At 68.2% G+C, this 16416-nt stretch carries 17 protein-coding genes and 3 tRNA genes; 8 read left to right on the top strand and 12 right to left on the bottom strand.

What is annotated here, in order from left to right:
• Positions 1-2: 2 nt before the first annotated feature.
• From HDA45_RS23140 to HDA45_RS23095, 10 genes are all read right to left on the bottom strand, one after another.
• On the bottom strand, positions 3-824 hold the full coding sequence (locus tag HDA45_RS23140; RefSeq protein ID WP_184898593.1) for an arylamine N-acetyltransferase family protein: 822 nt from the start codon (positions 822-824) through the stop codon (positions 3-5).
• A 39-nt stretch (positions 825-863) separates the two neighbouring features.
• Positions 864-1355, bottom strand: a complete 492-nt coding sequence (locus HDA45_RS23135; protein WP_184898591.1) for a hypothetical protein — start codon at positions 1353-1355, stop codon at positions 864-866.
• An 8-nt stretch (positions 1356-1363) separates the two neighbouring features.
• Positions 1364-2566, bottom strand: a complete 1203-nt coding sequence (locus HDA45_RS23130; protein ID WP_184898589.1) for an ABC transporter permease — start codon at positions 2564-2566, stop codon at positions 1364-1366.
• Positions 2563-3267, bottom strand: a complete 705-nt coding sequence (locus HDA45_RS23125) for an ABC transporter ATP-binding protein (protein ID WP_184898587.1) — start codon at positions 3265-3267, stop codon at positions 2563-2565. The genes HDA45_RS23130 and HDA45_RS23125 overlap by 4 nt, the downstream gene beginning before the upstream one ends.
• Positions 3264-4469, bottom strand: a complete 1206-nt coding sequence (locus tag HDA45_RS23120; protein WP_184898585.1) for an efflux RND transporter periplasmic adaptor subunit — start codon at positions 4467-4469, stop codon at positions 3264-3266. The genes HDA45_RS23125 and HDA45_RS23120 overlap by 4 nt, the downstream gene beginning before the upstream one ends.
• A 129-nt stretch (positions 4470-4598) precedes the next feature.
• A tRNA-Phe gene (locus HDA45_RS23115) sits at positions 4599-4672 on the bottom strand.
• Between the two features lie 31 nt (positions 4673-4703).
• Positions 4704-4777: transfer RNA gene (locus tag HDA45_RS23110), tRNA-Asp, on the bottom strand.
• 42 nt (positions 4778-4819) lie between these two features.
• Positions 4820-4892: transfer RNA gene (locus tag HDA45_RS23105), tRNA-Glu, on the bottom strand.
• A 111-nt stretch (positions 4893-5003) separates the two neighbouring features.
• The gene (locus HDA45_RS23100) at positions 5004-5777 is read right to left on the bottom strand and encodes an SCO6745 family protein (RefSeq protein ID WP_184898583.1); all 774 of its coding nucleotides are present in this window, start codon (positions 5775-5777) and stop codon (positions 5004-5006) included.
• 126 nt (positions 5778-5903) lie between these two features.
• Positions 5904-6161: a hypothetical protein gene (locus HDA45_RS23095; RefSeq protein WP_020633070.1), complete on the bottom strand. Its 258-nt coding sequence runs from the start codon at positions 6159-6161 to the stop codon at positions 5904-5906.
• Between the two features lie 548 nt (positions 6162-6709).
• Between HDA45_RS23095 and HDA45_RS23090 the strand changes: the two genes are divergently transcribed.
• Complete coding sequence (locus HDA45_RS23090) at positions 6710-7129, top strand: hypothetical protein (RefSeq protein ID WP_184898581.1); 420 nt, start codon at positions 6710-6712, stop codon at positions 7127-7129.
• 120 nt (positions 7130-7249) lie between these two features.
• On the opposite strand, the gene HDA45_RS23085 is transcribed toward HDA45_RS23090, so the two are convergent.
• Positions 7250-7453 (bottom strand): cold-shock protein, encoded by a 204-nt coding sequence (locus HDA45_RS23085; protein ID WP_003097368.1) that lies wholly within the window; start codon positions 7451-7453, stop codon positions 7250-7252.
• Positions 7454-7873: 420 nt separating this feature from the next.
• Here HDA45_RS23085 and HDA45_RS23080 point away from each other — a divergent pair, with 420 nt between their 5' ends.
• The 6 genes from HDA45_RS23080 (at position 7874) to HDA45_RS23055 (ending at position 12813) form a co-directional block, all read left to right on the top strand.
• Complete coding sequence (locus HDA45_RS23080; RefSeq protein ID WP_184905937.1) at positions 7874-9115, top strand: L,D-transpeptidase; 1242 nt, start codon at positions 7874-7876, stop codon at positions 9113-9115.
• Between the two features lie 132 nt (positions 9116-9247).
• Positions 9248-9583, top strand: a complete 336-nt coding sequence (locus HDA45_RS23075) for a hypothetical protein (RefSeq protein ID WP_184898579.1) — start codon at positions 9248-9250, stop codon at positions 9581-9583.
• The gene (locus HDA45_RS23070; RefSeq protein ID WP_184898577.1) at positions 9584-10141 is read left to right on the top strand and encodes a SigE family RNA polymerase sigma factor; all 558 of its coding nucleotides are present in this window, start codon (positions 9584-9586) and stop codon (positions 10139-10141) included.
• A 4-nt stretch (positions 10142-10145) separates the two neighbouring features.
• Positions 10146-10604 carry a hypothetical protein gene (locus tag HDA45_RS23065; protein WP_246480765.1) on the top strand — a complete coding sequence of 153 codons (459 nt, stop codon included), beginning with the start codon at positions 10146-10148 and terminating at the stop codon, positions 10602-10604.
• Between the two features lie 199 nt (positions 10605-10803).
• Positions 10804-12219, top strand: a complete 1416-nt coding sequence (locus HDA45_RS23060) for an MFS transporter (protein WP_184898573.1) — start codon at positions 10804-10806, stop codon at positions 12217-12219.
• 9 nt (positions 12220-12228) lie between these two features.
• Entirely contained in the window at positions 12229-12813 is a 585-nt protein-coding gene (locus tag HDA45_RS23055; RefSeq protein ID WP_184898571.1) for a PaaI family thioesterase, read from the top strand.
• Between the two features lie 4 nt (positions 12814-12817).
• Here HDA45_RS23055 and HDA45_RS23050 read toward each other — a convergent pair whose 3' ends face one another.
• Positions 12818-15499: a tetratricopeptide repeat protein gene (locus HDA45_RS23050; RefSeq protein ID WP_184898569.1), complete on the bottom strand. Its 2682-nt coding sequence runs from the start codon at positions 15497-15499 to the stop codon at positions 12818-12820.
• Positions 15500-15630: 131 nt separating this feature from the next.
• On the opposite strand from HDA45_RS23050, the gene HDA45_RS23045 reads away from it, so the two are divergent.
• Positions 15631-16383, top strand: a complete 753-nt coding sequence (locus tag HDA45_RS23045; protein ID WP_343072131.1) for an ESX secretion-associated protein EspG — start codon at positions 15631-15633, stop codon at positions 16381-16383.
• Positions 16384-16416: the final 33 nt, after the last annotated feature.

Below are 16416 nucleotides of genomic sequence, written 5' to 3'. Positions count from 1 at the left end.
TCTCAGCCCCGGTAGATCGTCAGCAGCTTCGCGAGTTCCTCCTCGGTCAGCACGACGTCGAGCTCGCGCAGTGTCGCGTCGAGCCGCTCGGGAGGGACCGGGGTGGTCTCCTTGGTCCCGTCCGGGCGCTCGACGATGAACTCGGTGCCGACCAGCTTGCGGCTGAGCCCTTCCTCGAGGCGCATGACCACCAGCTGACCGGTGAACGGCGAACGCGGATGCGTCGACGTGTAGTGGTGGTACACCTCGTAGTCGATCCGGTGCATCGGCGTGAGAGTGAAGGCGTGCAGGTCGGTCCAGTCGCTGTCTTCCTTCTTCTGCAGGCGCCACCAGTCGCCGTCGGCGACGAGCCGGTGCGGCCACCCCGCCTGATCCACCACGGCGCCGTCGACCAGCGGCATCGGCACCAGCATCCCGGCGCCGAAACCGACGTCGACGAGGTGCTGGACACCGTCGGCCTCGATCGCGAGCGTCATATGCGTGTACGGGCCGTTCTTCTGCGGCTGGACTCGCGCGACCAACCGGCGCACGGGGTAGCCGAGTTTCTCGGCGGCCGCGGCGAAGAGGCTGCCGTGCTCGTAGCAGTAGCCGCCGCGATGACGGCGGACGAGCTTGCCGATCACGTCGTCGAGCGCGATCCCTTTGTGCTGCTCCAAAACGACGTCGACGTTCTCGAACGGGACGGCCAGGACGTGCGCCTTCGCCAGTTCACGCAACGCGGCGGCGGAAGGCTTCGCCCGGTCCTGGCCGATCCGGCCGAGGTACGCGTCGAGATCGAGGGTGTCGACGGTCCATTCGTCGACCTTTTCAGCTGCGAGTGTCATGGCTCCAGCCTGACACCTCCACCTAGATGGAGGTCAAGATCATCGTCCCGCCTCCTGGGTGATGGACCGCGCGGCCACCGTCCCGTCCTCACCCGCCTGCCCCTGGACGACGACCGTCGAGCCCGGTTTCAGGTCGGACAGCTTGCCCGCCTGCGTCACGCCGATGGTCGTGTCGTCCGTCGTGGACACCGTGACCTCACTACCCTGCGCGTTCTTGACGTAGACCTTGGCCCCGTCGACGCGGTCGATCGTGCCCGTGGTGCCGCGTCCCGCCGCACCACGGAGGCCACCCGGCTGCCCTTGGCCGCTGGGCGCGGCGGCCTGGCGGGCGGGCGCCGGGGCCGAGGTCGAACCGAACGCCGCGTGTGTCGAGGCGCCCCCGGCGAACACGGCCGCCAGCACGACCAGACCGGCCAGCACCTGCGTCGTCCGGGAGAACGGCCGTGCGGCGCGGCGCATCTCGCCGTGGAGATCACCGGTCACCGCCGGACCCGCGACGATCTCCTCCGCGGTCGGTTCAGTTGACGGCATCGAAACTCCTATTCGTGACGCAGGGCGTTGATCGGCCGCAGCTTCGCGGCCCGGTTCGCTGGGAAGACCCCGAAGAACAGCCCGATGAGGGCGGAAACCGCGAAGGCCAGGAAGATCGAGGACGGCACCACGACCGGCTGGATCCCGGAAACGGTGAACCGGCTGCCGATCAGCCCGATCGCGACGCCGAGCAACCCGCCGAACAGGCTGAGCATGGTCGCTTCGGCGAGGAACTGGCCGAGAATGGCCGATCGCGGGGCGCCGACCGCCTTGCGGATGCCGATCTCGCGGATCCGCTCGGTCACGGTCACCAGCATGATGTTGGTGACGCCGATCCCGCCGACCAGCAGCGAGATCGCCGCGACGGCCGCGAGCAGCACGGTGAACGTCTCGGTGGCCGAGGTGCGGGTCGCGAGCAGTTGCTCGGAGTTCTGGATCTGGTAGTCGGCGGTGGCGCCCGTGCGGATCCCGTGCCGCGCGTCGAGGATCGCGGTGATTTCAGCCTGGGCGAGGGAAACCGAGTCCGCGCCGGTCGCCTGCACGGCGATCTGGCTCAGGCTTCCGTAGCCCGCCAAGGAGTTCTGCACCGCCGAGATCGGCGCGATCGCGACGTCGTCGACGTTCTGCGGCCCGGTGCTCCCCTGGGCTTTCAGCACTCCGGCGACGGTGAACTGGATACCGTTGAGCAACACGCTCCCGCCGACAGGCTCGGCCGTGCCGAAGATCGATTGAGCAGCCGTGGCACCGAGGACGACGACCTTCCGCGCGGCCGTGACGTCCTCGGCGGTGAACAGCGCGCCGTCGGCGATCTCCTTGTTGGTCGTGGTGAAATACGCGGGCTCGGTGCCCACGACGCTCGAGATGTCGTACGACGTCTGCCCACGGGTCGCGGTGGCCGTCGTGGTGACCACGGGCGACGCCGCCTTGACGTCCGGCGCGCCGATCGGGTCGACGAGCGCGTGCGCGTCCTGCACCGTCAACGGGCGAGCCGTCGCGCTCTGGCCGCCGCCGCGCGCCGGCGAGACGTTGACGACGTTGGTGCCGAGCCCCTGGATACTCGCCGCGATGGCGGCGGAGGCACCGTTTCCGACGGCGACGAGCAGGATCACCGCCGCCACACCGATGGTGATGCCGAGGGTGGTGAGCGCCGAGCGCAGTTTGTTCGCGGTGAGACCGCGGATCGCGAACCGCAGGATCTCCAGGAAGTTCACGACGCCGCTCCAGCCATACCGGACAACTCGTCGGAGACGATCAGCCCGTCGTCGACACGGACCACGCGGCGGGCGTGCGCGGCGACCTCGTCCTCGTGCGTGATCACCACGATGGTGCGGCCGAGCCGGTTCAACCGGTCGAACACCCCGAGGACGTCCGCGGTGCTGCGGCGGTCGAGGTTGCCGGTGGGCTCGTCGGCCAGCAGCATCGCGGGCCCGGTGACCAGTGCCCGCGCCACGGCGACCCGCTGGATCTGCCCGCCGGACAGCTCGCTGGGCAGATGCTTGGCACGATCGGACAGGCCGACCATCTCCAGCGCGGCGAGCGCGCGCTCACGGCGCACCGACCGGCGGAGTCCACTGTAGACCAAGGGAAGCTCCACATTGGACACCGCGGACGTCCGAGGGACCAGGTTGAACGACTGGAAGACGAAGCCGATCTTGCGATTGCGCAGCAACGCCAGCTGACGTTCGTTGAGTTCGCCGACACCGAATCCGTCGAGCAGGTACTCCCCCGAGGTCGGCACGTCCAGGCAGCCGAGCATGTTCAGCAGCGTCGACTTGCCCGAACCGGAAGCGCCCATGATCGCGACGTACTCGCCGGGCAGGATGGCGAGGTCGACGCCGCGCAACGCGTGCACGGCGGTTTCCCCTTCCCCGTAGGTCTTGCGCAGCCCGGAGACCGCGATCACCGGATTCATCCCCGACCGCCTCCTGCACCGGTGCCTCGCTGGCCGCCGCCGGGGAAGCCTCCGGTCCCGCCTCCGGGAAGCCCGCCGGTGCCGCCCGTCCGCCCGGTGCTCGTGGCGGCCGTCGCGGTCAGCACGACGTTCTCTCCCTCGGTGAGCCCCGAGGTGATCTGCACCGTCGACTCGCCGCGGATCCCGACCTGCACCTGACGCTGGACGTTCTGGCCGTTCTCCCGCACGGTGACGACGTTCCCCCGCACCGCCGCGGCGGGCACGCTCAGCGCGTTCTGCGCCTCGGCGACGGTGACCACGACGCTCGCCGACTGGCCGGGCCGCAGGCCTTCCGGCGGATCGGTCAGCGCCAGTTTCGTGCGGTAGGAGACGATGCTGCCGCTGGTCGTCGGGGTCAGGTCGACGCTGGAGACGGTCGCCTGGACCGGCTTGTCCGGCGACGAATTCAGCGTCACCGTCGCCTTCTGTCCGGCCTTGACCTTGCTGACGTCGATTTCGGCGATCGAGGTGTCGACGACCAGGTCGGTCATGTTCGTGATGGTGACGAACCCAGTGCCGCTGGCAGAAGCGGACGACGTCGAGGCGCCGTTGTTCCCGCCCTGCGTGGACGGCTGCGAGTTCGAGCTCGAGGAGGACCCGCTGGAGGACTGCTGTCCGACGGTGCCGCTGATCGCGGTGACCGTCCCCGCGCCGGGCGCGTGGAGGGTGGTGTTGTCGAGCGCCGTCTGCGCGTTCTGGACGTCGAGTTCGGCCTGGTCCACTTTGGCCTGCGCCGAGGCGACACTGTTCTGTGTGCCCTGGCCGGCGCTGGGGGTGTCCTCTGCCGTCTCGGCGGTGTCGAGGTTGTCCCCCGCGACCACGAGGTTCGCCTTCGCGACCTGGAGCTCCTTCGCGGCCTGAGCGCTGTCGATGGTCGCGAGCTTCTGGCCCACCGACACGACATCGCCGACCTTCACGTCGATCGACGCGACCTTGCCCGCCGTCGCGAAGTTCGCCGTGCCGGTGTAGCCGCTCGCGAGCGTCCCGGCGGCGGAGACGGTCTCGGTGACCGTGGCCCGGCGAACCGGCGTGCTGCGGGTCTGGGCCTCCGCCGCGTTCTGTTCTGGGCTGAATGCCTGATATATCCCAAAACCTGCTCCGGCCAGCAGCACGATCAGGGCACCGTTGATCACCCAGGCTTTGGAGGGACGAGCTCGCGTCATGCGGCGACACTGCTGCCGTTGCTTGGCAAGGACCTGTTGATTGCCTGTGTACCGGCTGTGTGTTTCGACATCCGGGTCCTGGGCATGAAAAAACCGCCTCGATGTGCATCGAGGCGGTTCGAAGAGCGGTGGCCAGGGCCGGGGTCGAACCGGCGACCTTCCGCTTTTCAGGCGGACGCTCGTACCAACTGAGCTACCTGGCCGGGAACGCCGGCAAGGAGCCGAACGATCTTGCGACCCTGACGGGACTCGAACCCGCGACCTTCGCCGTGACAGGGCGACGCGCTAACCAACTGCGCCACAGGGCCTTGCATACTGCTTTGTAACTGTACTGCGCTAACGGTACTGCGTACTCCCAACGGGATTCGAACCCGCGTTGCCGCCTTGAAAGGGCGGAGTCCTAGGCCGCTGGACGATGGGAGCCCGGTTCGGTTTCGGCGAACCGACCGACCCGCGCTCTCCGGTGTCCCCGGGAGCGAACATAACTATAGGACACCCCCGTTTCCGCTCTCACACAGGGGGTCCTCTAGTTGTTCACAGGGCCGGGACCTGCGATAACGCGGCAAGACGCCGCCGAAGCTCGTCTTGCTCGTCATCCGTGAGAGTGACGGCGAGAAGTTCGGCCACGCGCCGGTCGGTCAGGTCCTCGGCGTGCCGCCACCGCTGCCGCAGATCGCCCTTGGCCTCCGCCGCGGCGATCAGCGTGTCAGCGGCCTCCTCGGGCCACGCGGTGCGCAGGAGGCGCCCTCGTCCGCCTTCCGGGTCCGCGACGACGGCCTCGGGCACCGTCAGGCCCACCGCGCGGAGGGCCGCGAAGTGGACGCCGCCGCGAAACTCGCGGAAGACCATGAGCGCGAACGCCAATCGCTCGATGGTGTCCTCCGGACGTTCGGCGAGTTGCCATCCGGCGAACAACGCGAGACCGCTCGCGTCCGCGGCGTACACGAGACGAAAGAGCAGATCCGCCGAACGGCCGGGATCTTCGGCGTCCGAAAGGTTGACGTGCGCCCACTTCGCTGATGACCGCGAGTAGGCGCGGACCGCGGAGGCCGCGTCGAGAGCCGCCATCGCGGGCGGCAAGGCGAACTCGAAGAGCCACCGCGGGAAGATCCCGAACAGCTCGGCGACGACCTTCGGCGGCGGGTCGCCCAACACCGCCGAACGCCCTCGCAAGTACAGCGTCCGCGGCGGCAAGCCCACCTCCGCCTCGACTTCGGCGAGCTCGGGAGAGGTCATGAACTTCCCTCCCAGTACCTGCACCGCGCCCCGGATCTCCCGCGCCAACGCGTTCGCCGCCTCGTCACCCATTTCGCCCGACACCTTCCCGCCGGTTGATTTATAACAGTGTTACACAACTGGCGGTCCCCGCGTCAAGCGCAAACGAAAGCCCGGCCGAGCGGTGAGCACACCGCACGACCGGGCTTCGCGAACGAACTAGCGCTGAACGGGCGCCTGCCCGTCCTCATCCAGCGTCAACCCCAACATGTCCAGCAACTGGACACAGTCATCGACACCCAGCGCCCCGTTGGCCACCGCCAGCCGGGCACGCCGCACCTGGTCGTCGGACACCCGCTGGGCATCCCCCTGACCCGTGCGCTGCGCCGGCAGACCACCAGCCAACGTCGTCGAGCTTCCCCCATCGGCACCTTCGTACCGAAGGAGGAACTGTCGCACTTCCACAGACCCACCCATGGTTCCTCCAGACGGCCAACGAACAGCTTGGCCGCGAGGCTAACCAGAGCCGGCCGCGACACACAGCCCCCCGGAGAGTGAACCTGTCGCCACGCTCCGCACAACACAGAGCAACCACGCGCACACCGGCGCCACATGAACCACAGGCGAACCACAGGTGGCGCCCCGACCGGAATTCTGCCCGCGCCCACTCGCCCTTCTCAGCAAACCGTGCAACAATCGATTTGCTGACACACCCCCGGTCAGCGCCTGTGGAGATCCCCTCCGACCCCCGCGTTCCTCCCCCTGGCGCGGGGGTCGCTCCGTGTTTTGGGGGGCCACCCCCCAAGCCCCCAGGGTCCGTGCGGCGGCGGTTGGCAGCCCCGCACCGGTGACGGTTGAGTGCCCGAACTTCTGTGGCGTGAATGGTTCTCCTTCACCTTGCTGATTGCGTTTAGTGATCACGGGGTGAAGTTGAATGGGTCCAGTTGGGCCGTTTGGGGAAAGTTTTGGGTGTGTCGTGGCTCACTGTGGTTGGTTTGCCGAGACCGAACCGTTATCGTGGCCCGGTGCCCCTTCCTTCCTTGAGCCGTCGTAGCGGCAGCCGCACGAACTTGAAGCCGGTCAACCCCGGTCGTCACCGCAACTCCTCCACCAAGGAGGCCGAAGCGGTCGTCGAAGACACGGAGCTCACCAGCTACCTTCGTGCCCTCGCTCCGGACAACGACCCGGAAAGCACCGGCACCGGCAAGCGCTTCGGTGAAGCGCAGGTGTTCCAGCTGCGGATGAACCTCATCGCCATGGAGCAGCTCAAGGACGCCGCCCAGGAACGCAACCTTTCGCCGCAGGCGCTTGCGCAGGAATGGATCCTCGAGCGCCTCTCGTGGGAGTCGCAGGCCAACTCGGCCCAGCAGCGCCGCCACGAAGAAGCTCACACCGACGAGTTCCGCTTCGACGCGGACGCGTGGGAGCAGCCCGTTTCGCGCTGACCCCGTCGACCCCGGAACGGAACAGCACAACCGAAGAAGCTTTCAAAGCAGAGAAAAGGCCCCCGGCGAGAACGCCGGGGGCCTTTTCTGATCAGTCTGAGCAACGCCGAATGGGCGGACTCAGATCGCGCGGACCTTTTGGGCCTGCGGGCCCTTCTGACCCTGACCGACTTCGAACTCCACTCGCTGATTCTCCTCGAGAGTGCGGAAACCGCGACCCTCGATTTCCGAGTAGTGAACGAAGACGTCGCCCTCGCCGCCATCCTGCGCGATGAAGCCGAAGCCCTTCTCCGCGTTGAACCACTTCACAGTGCCTTGCGCCACCGCTGTACTCCTCGTTGCACATCCGCTTCGAGTGCCTCCGAAGCGACACCCAGACCGTCCCGGGCGGTTCCAACGAGTCGAGCGAAGAGCGCGTCACCGGCTCATGGCTCGCGTCAGAAGTTCCGCGAGTGTGAAGCCACGAACACGCAAAACGACGGCCTGATGGCAGAGTACCGGGATCTGGCCATATTTGAAGCCCGTGATCGGACTCTGGGCACCCCCGAGTACCAAGGTCACCGGAACGTCGTATACCGGTCCGCGTTCTGTCGGACCCTCTCGCTACCCTGTCGCCGCACGCCGACCTCAGCTCATCGCCGGACACGGACCGAAGTCGGCCATGCCCCGATCGTGAACTATGATCACCCGATTGTGACCCGCATCACTCTCGATGGGATCAACTTCAGGGGCGGTCCGGACGTCATGGTCGGTGTACAGGGGAGCAAAGGGGAAGCTTTGAGGTTCACTGAATCCGCCCGCCGCCGTGCGGCGATCGCGGCACTGGGGCTGGTGGCCGTTCTGACGCTGGGGGCGTGCAGCAGCGAGCCGACCGTGTCGGCCAGCGGGCCCGACGGCGGCGGCCCGGTCAGCAGCGAGACCGGCGGGAAGGCGGCCGCGCCCGCCAAATTGACGTACGAGCCGGCCGCGGGCGCGCAGGAAGTCGCGCCGGGCCAGCCCATCAGGGTCAGCGTCGCCGACGGCACGCTCGACCAGGTCGTCCTGACCAACCCGGAGGGCAAGCAGGTCGCGGGCCAGCCGTCCGAAGACAAGAAGAGCTGGTCCACCACCGAACAGCTCGGCTACGGCAAGGCCTACACGTGGTCCGGCAAGGCCACCGGCACCGACGGCAAACCCGTCGAGGTCGGCGGGGCCTTCACCACGGTCAAGCCGCGCAAGCAGGTGGGCGCGAACATCAACGTGTTCGACGGGCAGACGTACGGCATCGCCATGCCGATCACGCTGACCTTCCCGAGCAAGGTCACCGACAAGGCCTCAGTCGAGAAGGCGCTGTCGGTCGAGACGACGCCGAAGACCGAGGGCTCGTGGGCCTGGGTCCACGACGACACTTCGGTGCACTGGCGGCCGAAGGCCTACTGGCAGCCCGGCACCACGGTGAAGTTCAACGCCAAGATCTACGGCGTCAAGATCGGCGACGGCGTGTACGGCAAGGAAGACCGCTCGGCGAGCTTCACGATCGGGCGTTCGCAGATCGTCAAGGGCAACACCCAGACCCACCGGCTCCTGGTGATCCGTGACGGTCAGCAGATCGCGGACTACGCGGCCAGCTACGGCCTCGACGCCGATCAGGGCCGGGTCACCCCGAGCGGCACGCACGTGGTGATGTCCAAGCACGACACGTACTCGATGACCAACGAGCGCTACAACTACGAGAACATCGTCGTGCCGTCCGCGGTGCGGTTCTCGACCAACGGCGAGTTCATCCACGGCTACGGGCCCTCGATCTGGGCTCAGGGCAAGAAGAACATCTCGCACGGCTGTGTGAACCTCGCTCCGGTGAACGCCAAGGAGTACATGGCGGGCGCGCTCGTGGGCGACCCCGTCGAGATCGAGGGCAGCACGGTGAAGATCAACCGGGCGCGTGACTACAGCGACTGGACTTACGACTGGGCCGAGTGGTCCAAGCTTTCCGCTCTCGCGAGCTGAAGTACTTCCGTGGAACCGGGCGGCCGGAGACCCCTGCGGTCTCCGGCCGTTCGTGCGTCGGAATCCGGGAAAACTCGATGCAACCGATGGGCGGGCGAGGCGCATGTCTAACGACGTGAGGCGCCGCGGCCAATGAGCGGCGCCCGGATCGAGGAGACACCCTTGCGTACTCGTATCGCTCTTTCCCTCGGCGCGCTGCTGCTCGCGGGCGGCGCCGCCTTCGCGACCACGTCGCTGGCGTCGGCCGACCAGAGCGCCCCGTCGCCGACGGCCACTCAGGCTCCGGCCCCGGCCCCCACCACCGCGAAGCCGGCCGAGCCGACCCGGGCCACCACCGCCGCGCCGCAGCCCGCCCAGAAGACCCCCGCCGTCGAAAAGCCGGGCCAGCACCGCGTGCCCAAGGCCGTCCCGGCCGGGCCGACCGGGGACCTGAACCTCCCCGCGATCGTCGAAGGAGCCGGTAACTAGGTGTCGTTGAGCCGCTCGTCGAAGACCGGGACGGGCTCGCCGTGGGACGGTGAGTTCGCCCGGTACTTCGGCGAGCGCGCGCACAGCCTGCGCGCCACCGCGTACCTCCTGTGCGGGGACTGGCATCAGGCGGAGGACATCACCCAGGCCGCGCTGCTGAAGCTGTACCTGGCTTGGCCGAAGCTCTCCCGGCACGACGCGCTCGACGGCTACGCGCGCAAGATCGTGCTGCGGACGTTCCTCTCCGAGCATCGGCGCGTCTGGCGCAAACGGGAGAAGCTCACCGACGCCCTCCCGGAAGTCCCGAGCGAAGCGAACGGGACGGAGCAGGAGATGCTGGTCAGGCATGCTCTGTCCGGTATCGCCCCGAAGCAGCGGGCGGTACTGGTACTGCGTTACTTCGAAGATCTCAGCGTCGAGGAGACGGCCGCGGCGCTGGGCTGCAGCACCGGCAACGTGAAGAGCCAGAGCGCGCGGGGTCTGGCGACCCTGCGCAAGCGGCTCGGACCGCATTTCAGTGAACTGACCTTGAGCGGAGCGCACGGCGATGGGAGGTGAGGAAATGGACGAGGACATCAAGAGCGTGCTTTCGCACGAGGTGAGCGGGCCACCGCTCGGCATCCGGGCGGCGGACATCATCGAGCGGGGTGGCCGGATCCGCCGACGGCGCAAGCGGCTGGCGGTGGCGGGCAGTTCGCTGGCGACGGCCGCGGTGATCGTGTTCGGCGCGGTCGCCGTCGGTGGCCGCGGCGGCGAGGGAACGGCTCCGGTGCAGCCCGCCGGGCCCGGACTGTCCACCATCTCCCCGGCGCCGGTCACGCCCGCCCCTTCCGAGGTGGCTCCCCCCGCGGAAGTCAGTCCTCGGGAGCCGTCCGCGAGGCCGAGCCAGACCCGCTCGACCCCCAAGACCTCGCAGCCCGGCCGGACGACGACCGCCGTTCCCCCGCGTGTTCCCACCGCGACGAAGCCGTCGAATGTGGAGCCGCCGGCACCGGGCAAGACCACCGACGGTGTCCGGTAAGTCCTAAATCCGAGAAGTCACCCAAAGTAGTCGGAAATTCTCCGAGATCGGGTTCACCTGGTGGTTCGTCACCGGTTTGGGGGAACGGCAGGGGTGCGATCGGCCCGAATCGCTGAACCCGGACGTTTGAACACCTACGGTCGAGGGAACAAACCCTCGTCGATGGGTAAGTAAACGGGTGGGTCGGGAGGTCAAACCCATGGCCGAAGAGGCGCTGAGCGCGTCACATCAGGAAAAAGGGGAACCCGCGGAGGCCCCACCTGAGCAGATCAGAAAGGCCGTCGCCGGAGCGGCGATGGGTAACTGCATCGAGTGGTACGACTTCGGTGTTTTCGGCTTCATGCCCGCCATTCTCGGGCAGGTTTTCTTCAACGCTTCCAGCACTTCCGAAGGCGCGCTGGCGACCTTCGCGGTCCTGGCGATCACCTTCATCGTGCGGCCGTTCGGCAGCTTCGTGTTCGGTCCGCTGGGGGACAAGATCGGGCGCCAGAAGGTACTCGCGCTGACGATCATCCTTATGTCGGGCTCGACGTTCATCATCGGCCTGTTGCCGTCCTACGCGACGATCGGTCCGGCCGCGGCGGTCCTCTTGATCCTGCTGCGGACCATTCAAGGTTTCTCGGCGGGCGGTGAGTACGGCGGCGCGGCGACGTTCATCGCCGAGTACGCGCCGGCCCGGCGCCGGGGTTTCTGGGGCAGCTGGCTGGAATTCGGCACGCTCGTCGGTTTCGCGATGGGCGCCGGCTTCGTCACGATCTTCACCGTCGTCCTCGGCGACGAGGCGATGCGCGAATGGGGCTGGCGTCTGCCGTTCCTGATCGCCGGTCCGCTCGGCATCGTCGGTCTCTACCTGCGGAACAAGCTGGAAGACACCCCGCTGTTCCAGGAGATCGAGAAGAAGGATCAGGTCGAGAAGTCGCCGCTGAAGGCGCTGCTCAAGAAGCACTGGACGTCGATCCTGCACCTGATCGGCATCGTGGTGATGCTGAACGTCGCCGACTACATCGTGATCACGTACCTGGAGACGTATCTCAAGGACGTGGTCGGCTTCAGCGGGCACACGCCGTTGCTGATCATCCTGGCGACGATCGCGCTGATGCTGATCTTGATCGTGCCGGTCGGCATACTGTCCGACCGCATCGGGCGAAAACCCATCCTGATCGCGAGTTGTGCGAGCTTCCTGGTGTTGCCGATCCCGGCGTTCTCGCTGATGGGCGCGGCCGCGGACGACCAGAACGCCTGGCAGCTCATGCTCGGCCTGGTGATGATCGCGGTGCCGCTGGTGCTGATCCTCGCCGTGCTGGCGGCCACGCTGCCGGCGATGTTCCCGACGCAGGAGCGCTACGGCGGTTTCTCCATCGGTTACAGCGTTTCCACCGCGTTCTTCGGCGGGACGGCGTCGTACATCATCGGCAGCCTGGTGAAGAACACCGGCGACAACCTGTGGCCCGCGTACTACCTGATGGGCGCGGCGGCGATCGCGGCCATCCCGATCCTGCTGCTGCCGGAGACGGCCGGGGTTTCGCTGCGCGGCATCGTGAACTCGCGGATCGCACGGCGCAAGAAGCCGGAACCGGCCACTCCCGGCGGCGCCTCGGAGCTACCGGCGAGTTAACGTCTTGCCATGAGCCGTATCTCGCAGCCGTGGCCGCCGGTCGAAGTCGAACCGGCGACCGTCCACCCGAAAGCTCCGCAACCGGGCAGTCATCTGGGCATCCACTTCGATGAATGCTTCGGATGCGGTGACGAGATCGAGGCCGGGCTCCACCTGCACTCGACGGTGGGCGAAGGGACGACGGTGTACTCCAAGTTCACCGTCACCTCCGCCCACCAGGGTGCGCCCGGCCTCGCCCACGGCGGCCTGCTGGCTTGCGCCTTCGACGAGGCGCTCGGCGCGACCGTCGGCAACCTGCTGCGCCGTCCCGCCGTCACCGGAAAGCTGGAGACGGACTTCCTGCGGCCGGTCCCGGTCGGCTCGACGCTCTACATCGCCGCGAAACTGGACGGCGTCGCCGGCCGGAAGATCTACGTGAGCGCCGATGGGCGTCTCGACGCCGAAGACGGCCCTGTCGCGCTGCGCGCGCGGGCGTTGTTCGTGCAGGTCGAGTTCGAGCACTTCAGCAACCACGGGGATCCCGAGGCCCTGCAGAAGCTCGCCGCCGCACACGAGAAGGCCCAGCGCGAACGCGAATGGGACATCAACCCGTGAGCGCCTAGGTGAGCGTCCTGGGGCGGATCGCGTTGGCCTTGTCGACGAGTTCGACGCGCTGGTCGACGGTTCCGGCCAGGCGGGCGAGCGTCCGGTAGCAGCGTTCGAGCCCGAATCGCAGATCTCGCTCGTCCAGCGCACACCCCAGCACCTTCGCGCCCGGCGTCGGCCGGTTCTGCGAGTTGAGCCAGCCATGCGCCGCTTCGAGCACCTCCGCCGACAGGCGCGTACGGCGTTCGGCGTCGAGCTGCAAACGCTCGAGCCGCGTCGAGGCGTCGACGAGATCCCGCTCGGACACCTGCACCGGATCCTTGCCGCCGCCGTTGATCCTGGTCTTGATCTTGATCGCGGCCACCTGCGCGGCGACGTAGTGCGTGGACGACGCCGGGACGGCCTCCAGCACCTCGATCGCGCTGGCCCTGGCGCCCTGCGCGAGATACACGCGAGCGAGCCCGAAGGCGGCGCTGACGTACGACCGGTCCGTCCGCCACACCAGCTCGTAGTAGCGCGCGGCGCCGAAGTAGTCCCCGACACCCTCCGCGCTGACGGCCAAGGCCAGCTTCGGGGCGATTTCGCCGGGCAAGTCGTCGTACACCGCTTCGAACGCGACGTGCGCGACGCGGGACCGGCCGCCCGCGAGCTCGATCAGGCCGCGGTACCAGTCGATCCGCCAGTCGTGCGGGAAACCGGCCTTGATCGCGAGGTACTGCGCGGCCTGCAGCTGCCGCTGCGCCTCGACCAGCTCACCGAGCTCGATCCGGGCGCGGACGATGCGCAACCGGACCTCGATGGACTCGCGCGGCGCTCCGGCCAACGACTCGATCGCGCCGGCCGGGTCGAGTGCGACGGTCGACGCGAGCATGCCCGCCGCCGGGTCGTCCGTGTCGACCTGCGGGATCGGCAGGCCCGAGACCACCTCGCCCGGATCCGGCAGCGGCACGCTCCCGCCGTGCTCCGGGACGACCAGGTCGACGCCGAACGTGCGGGTCTCCGGGCCGAAGACGGTCGAAGCACCCGGACGCGGTTTCCCGGTGCCCAGCGCCATGATCTCGCGGAGCACGCCGGTCAGCTGGTCGCCCATCTCCTCGGCCGCGATGAACCGGCGATCCGGGTCGGTGTGCGTCGCGCGCCTCAAGAAGCGGTAGTACGAACCGAAGAGCGCGAACAGCGGGACGACGTCCGGGCCGGGCAGGGTCGCCTTGTACTTGCTGGTGTATCCGGAGAACTCGAAGCTGAGGACGGCGAGCGTCCGGCCGACCGTGTACAGATCCGACGCCACCGAAGCGCCGTGGGTCGCCAGCTCCGGCGCGCTGTAGCCGGTGGTGAAGAACAGCGGGCTCTCGTAGTCGTCGATGCGGCGGACCGCGCCGAGGTCGATCAGCTTGAGCTGTTCGTGGGTCTGGATGACGTTGTCGGGCTTGAGGTCGCAGTACAGCAGGTTCTGGCTGTGAAGGTAGCCCATGGCGGGCAGGATCTCGAGCCCGTAGGCGATCACCTGGCCGATCGGCAGCGGCTCCGGGCGCTTCGTCTCGCGATGGTGCGCGAGCGCGAGCTGGCGCAGCGACTGGCCGCCGACGTACTCCATGACGATGTAGCCGACGGAGTTGCCGGTGTCGCCGTCCGGATGCTGTACGAAGTTGTGGATCTTGACGATGTTGGGGTGCTCGACCTCGGCGAGGAACCGCTGCTCGTTGGCGGCGGCCGCCATCGCGGTGGCGTCACCGGTGTCGATCAGGCCCTTGAGCACCACCCAGCGGTCGCTGACGTTGTGGTCCTGTGCGAGGTAGATCCAGCCGAGCCCGCCGTACGCGAGCGCGCCGAGCACCTCGTACTGGCCGCCGACGATCTCGTTCGGCCGCAGCTTCGGGACGAAGGAGAACGGGTTCCCGCACTTCTCGCAGTTGCCCTCGGGAGAACCGGCTTCGCCGTCCTTGCCGCGGCCGACCTTGGCGCTGCAGTTGCCGCAGAAGCGTTTCTCCTCGGACACCATCGGGTTGTCGAGGACGGCGGACGCCGGGTCGCGATACGGGACCTGCGGGACGTCGACGAGCCCGGCGCCCAGACGGCCGCGGCGGGAGGTGCGTGACGACGTCCGGCGCGCGGTGCCGGGGAACGACCCCGTTCCGGTGCCGGTGCCTGTCCCCCGGCTGCCCGAACCGGTTCCCGTGCCGGTGCCGGTTCCCCGGCTCTCGCTGGACCGTTCGGGGAGGACGCTTTCCGTGCCCGGGTCCGGGAGCACACCGGGACCGCTGTCGACGCGCGGCGCCGGCGGCATGATGCTCTGCGTCTCCGGGGTGGGCGAGGAGAGGACGCTGGTCGGCTGCGGCGCGTCGGCGGGGGCCTGCCACGCTGGGCGGACGACCTGGGTCTGCGGGCTAACCGGGGCCATCTCGCCCGGCGGACGCGTCGGATCTTCGGCGCCGGGGATCGGCCGCTGCTGGCCGCGCGGCGGGGTCTGCGGACGCTGGACCGGCGCGTGGAAGATCGTGCGCTCGGCGTCGGTCTCGGGCTTCGGCGCGGAGTTCGGCTTCGGCGGCTCGGGGAAGTCGAGCCTGCCGGAAATGGACGGTTCGGGCGTTTCCCAGCGGACCGGTGCGGGCGGCGTCCAAGAAGCGGGCTCCGCCTCCTGGCCGGACTTGGCGTCATCCGGCGCTGCGTGCCGAGGACGGCGCGGCTCTTCCGACACTGGTACCTCCCGAATCCCCGCGACGGCGTCGACCTGATCCTAGACGTGAGCAGGCAGGTCGTGCCCGCGCCGGGTCGAACCCGCTACGGTGCGAGAGAGAACCGATTCAGCAGGTGATGAGGGGGAGACCGGTGCCTGCGTCATTTTCGATGTCGATGGCCCAGCTCGACGTCGTACTCGAAGAGCTCGGGCTCGGCAGATTCGTGCTGCCCTTCGAAATCCCGACCGTCGGCACGACCGTCACCGAACGCGAACGGCATTGCGAGGCTGTCTGGGCCGAACTGACCGACCGAGGATTCGCGCGCGGCCGCGAACTCTTGCGCGACTACGAACAGACGCTCCGACTCTGGGCGACCGGGGACTTCGTCGTCACTCTGGAAGCGCACGAAGTCGAGCAGAACGCGGAATACCTCTATCGGGGTGGTTGGGACCGTCGCCTGGGCGTCGTGAGCCAGCAGCGCGGATTCGACATCCTCTTCGAGCCGGTTTACCCCGAACAGGTCGTCACCACCCTTCTCGGCAACCTGCCGTCACTGCAGCCGTTCCCCGGACGGGTGACGACGTCCAGCACCCTCCCCCCGTCCAAACGACCGGACGACCCGTTCGACGAGGACCCCGGCAACCTCCGCTTGGGGGCGGCCGGCCGGTTCTTCGAATTCCCCCTCGCGAGGCTCGGCACGATCAGCCTCACCCTGCGCGACGACAGGGGTAAACCGCAGCAGAAGAGCGTCCAGTGGTTCGACAGTGTCCAAGGCCGCTTCATGCTCACCACCGACCGCTTCCCCGACGGCGAAGTCCGCCGCACGTTCACCCCGACGAGCGGCTCTCACCTGGCACGATGGATCCACGACCTGGTCGAAGCCGCCCGCGTCGGCAGCGCGTGATCCTCGCCGGAAGGCGGCCTTTCGGGCCACTTC

Source organism: Amycolatopsis umgeniensis (assembly GCF_014205155.1).
Taxonomy (GTDB): domain Bacteria; phylum Actinomycetota; class Actinomycetes; order Mycobacteriales; family Pseudonocardiaceae; genus Amycolatopsis; species Amycolatopsis umgeniensis.
The sequence above is the reverse complement of the archived record's forward strand: the minus strand, read 5'-3'. Positions and strand labels throughout refer to the sequence as shown.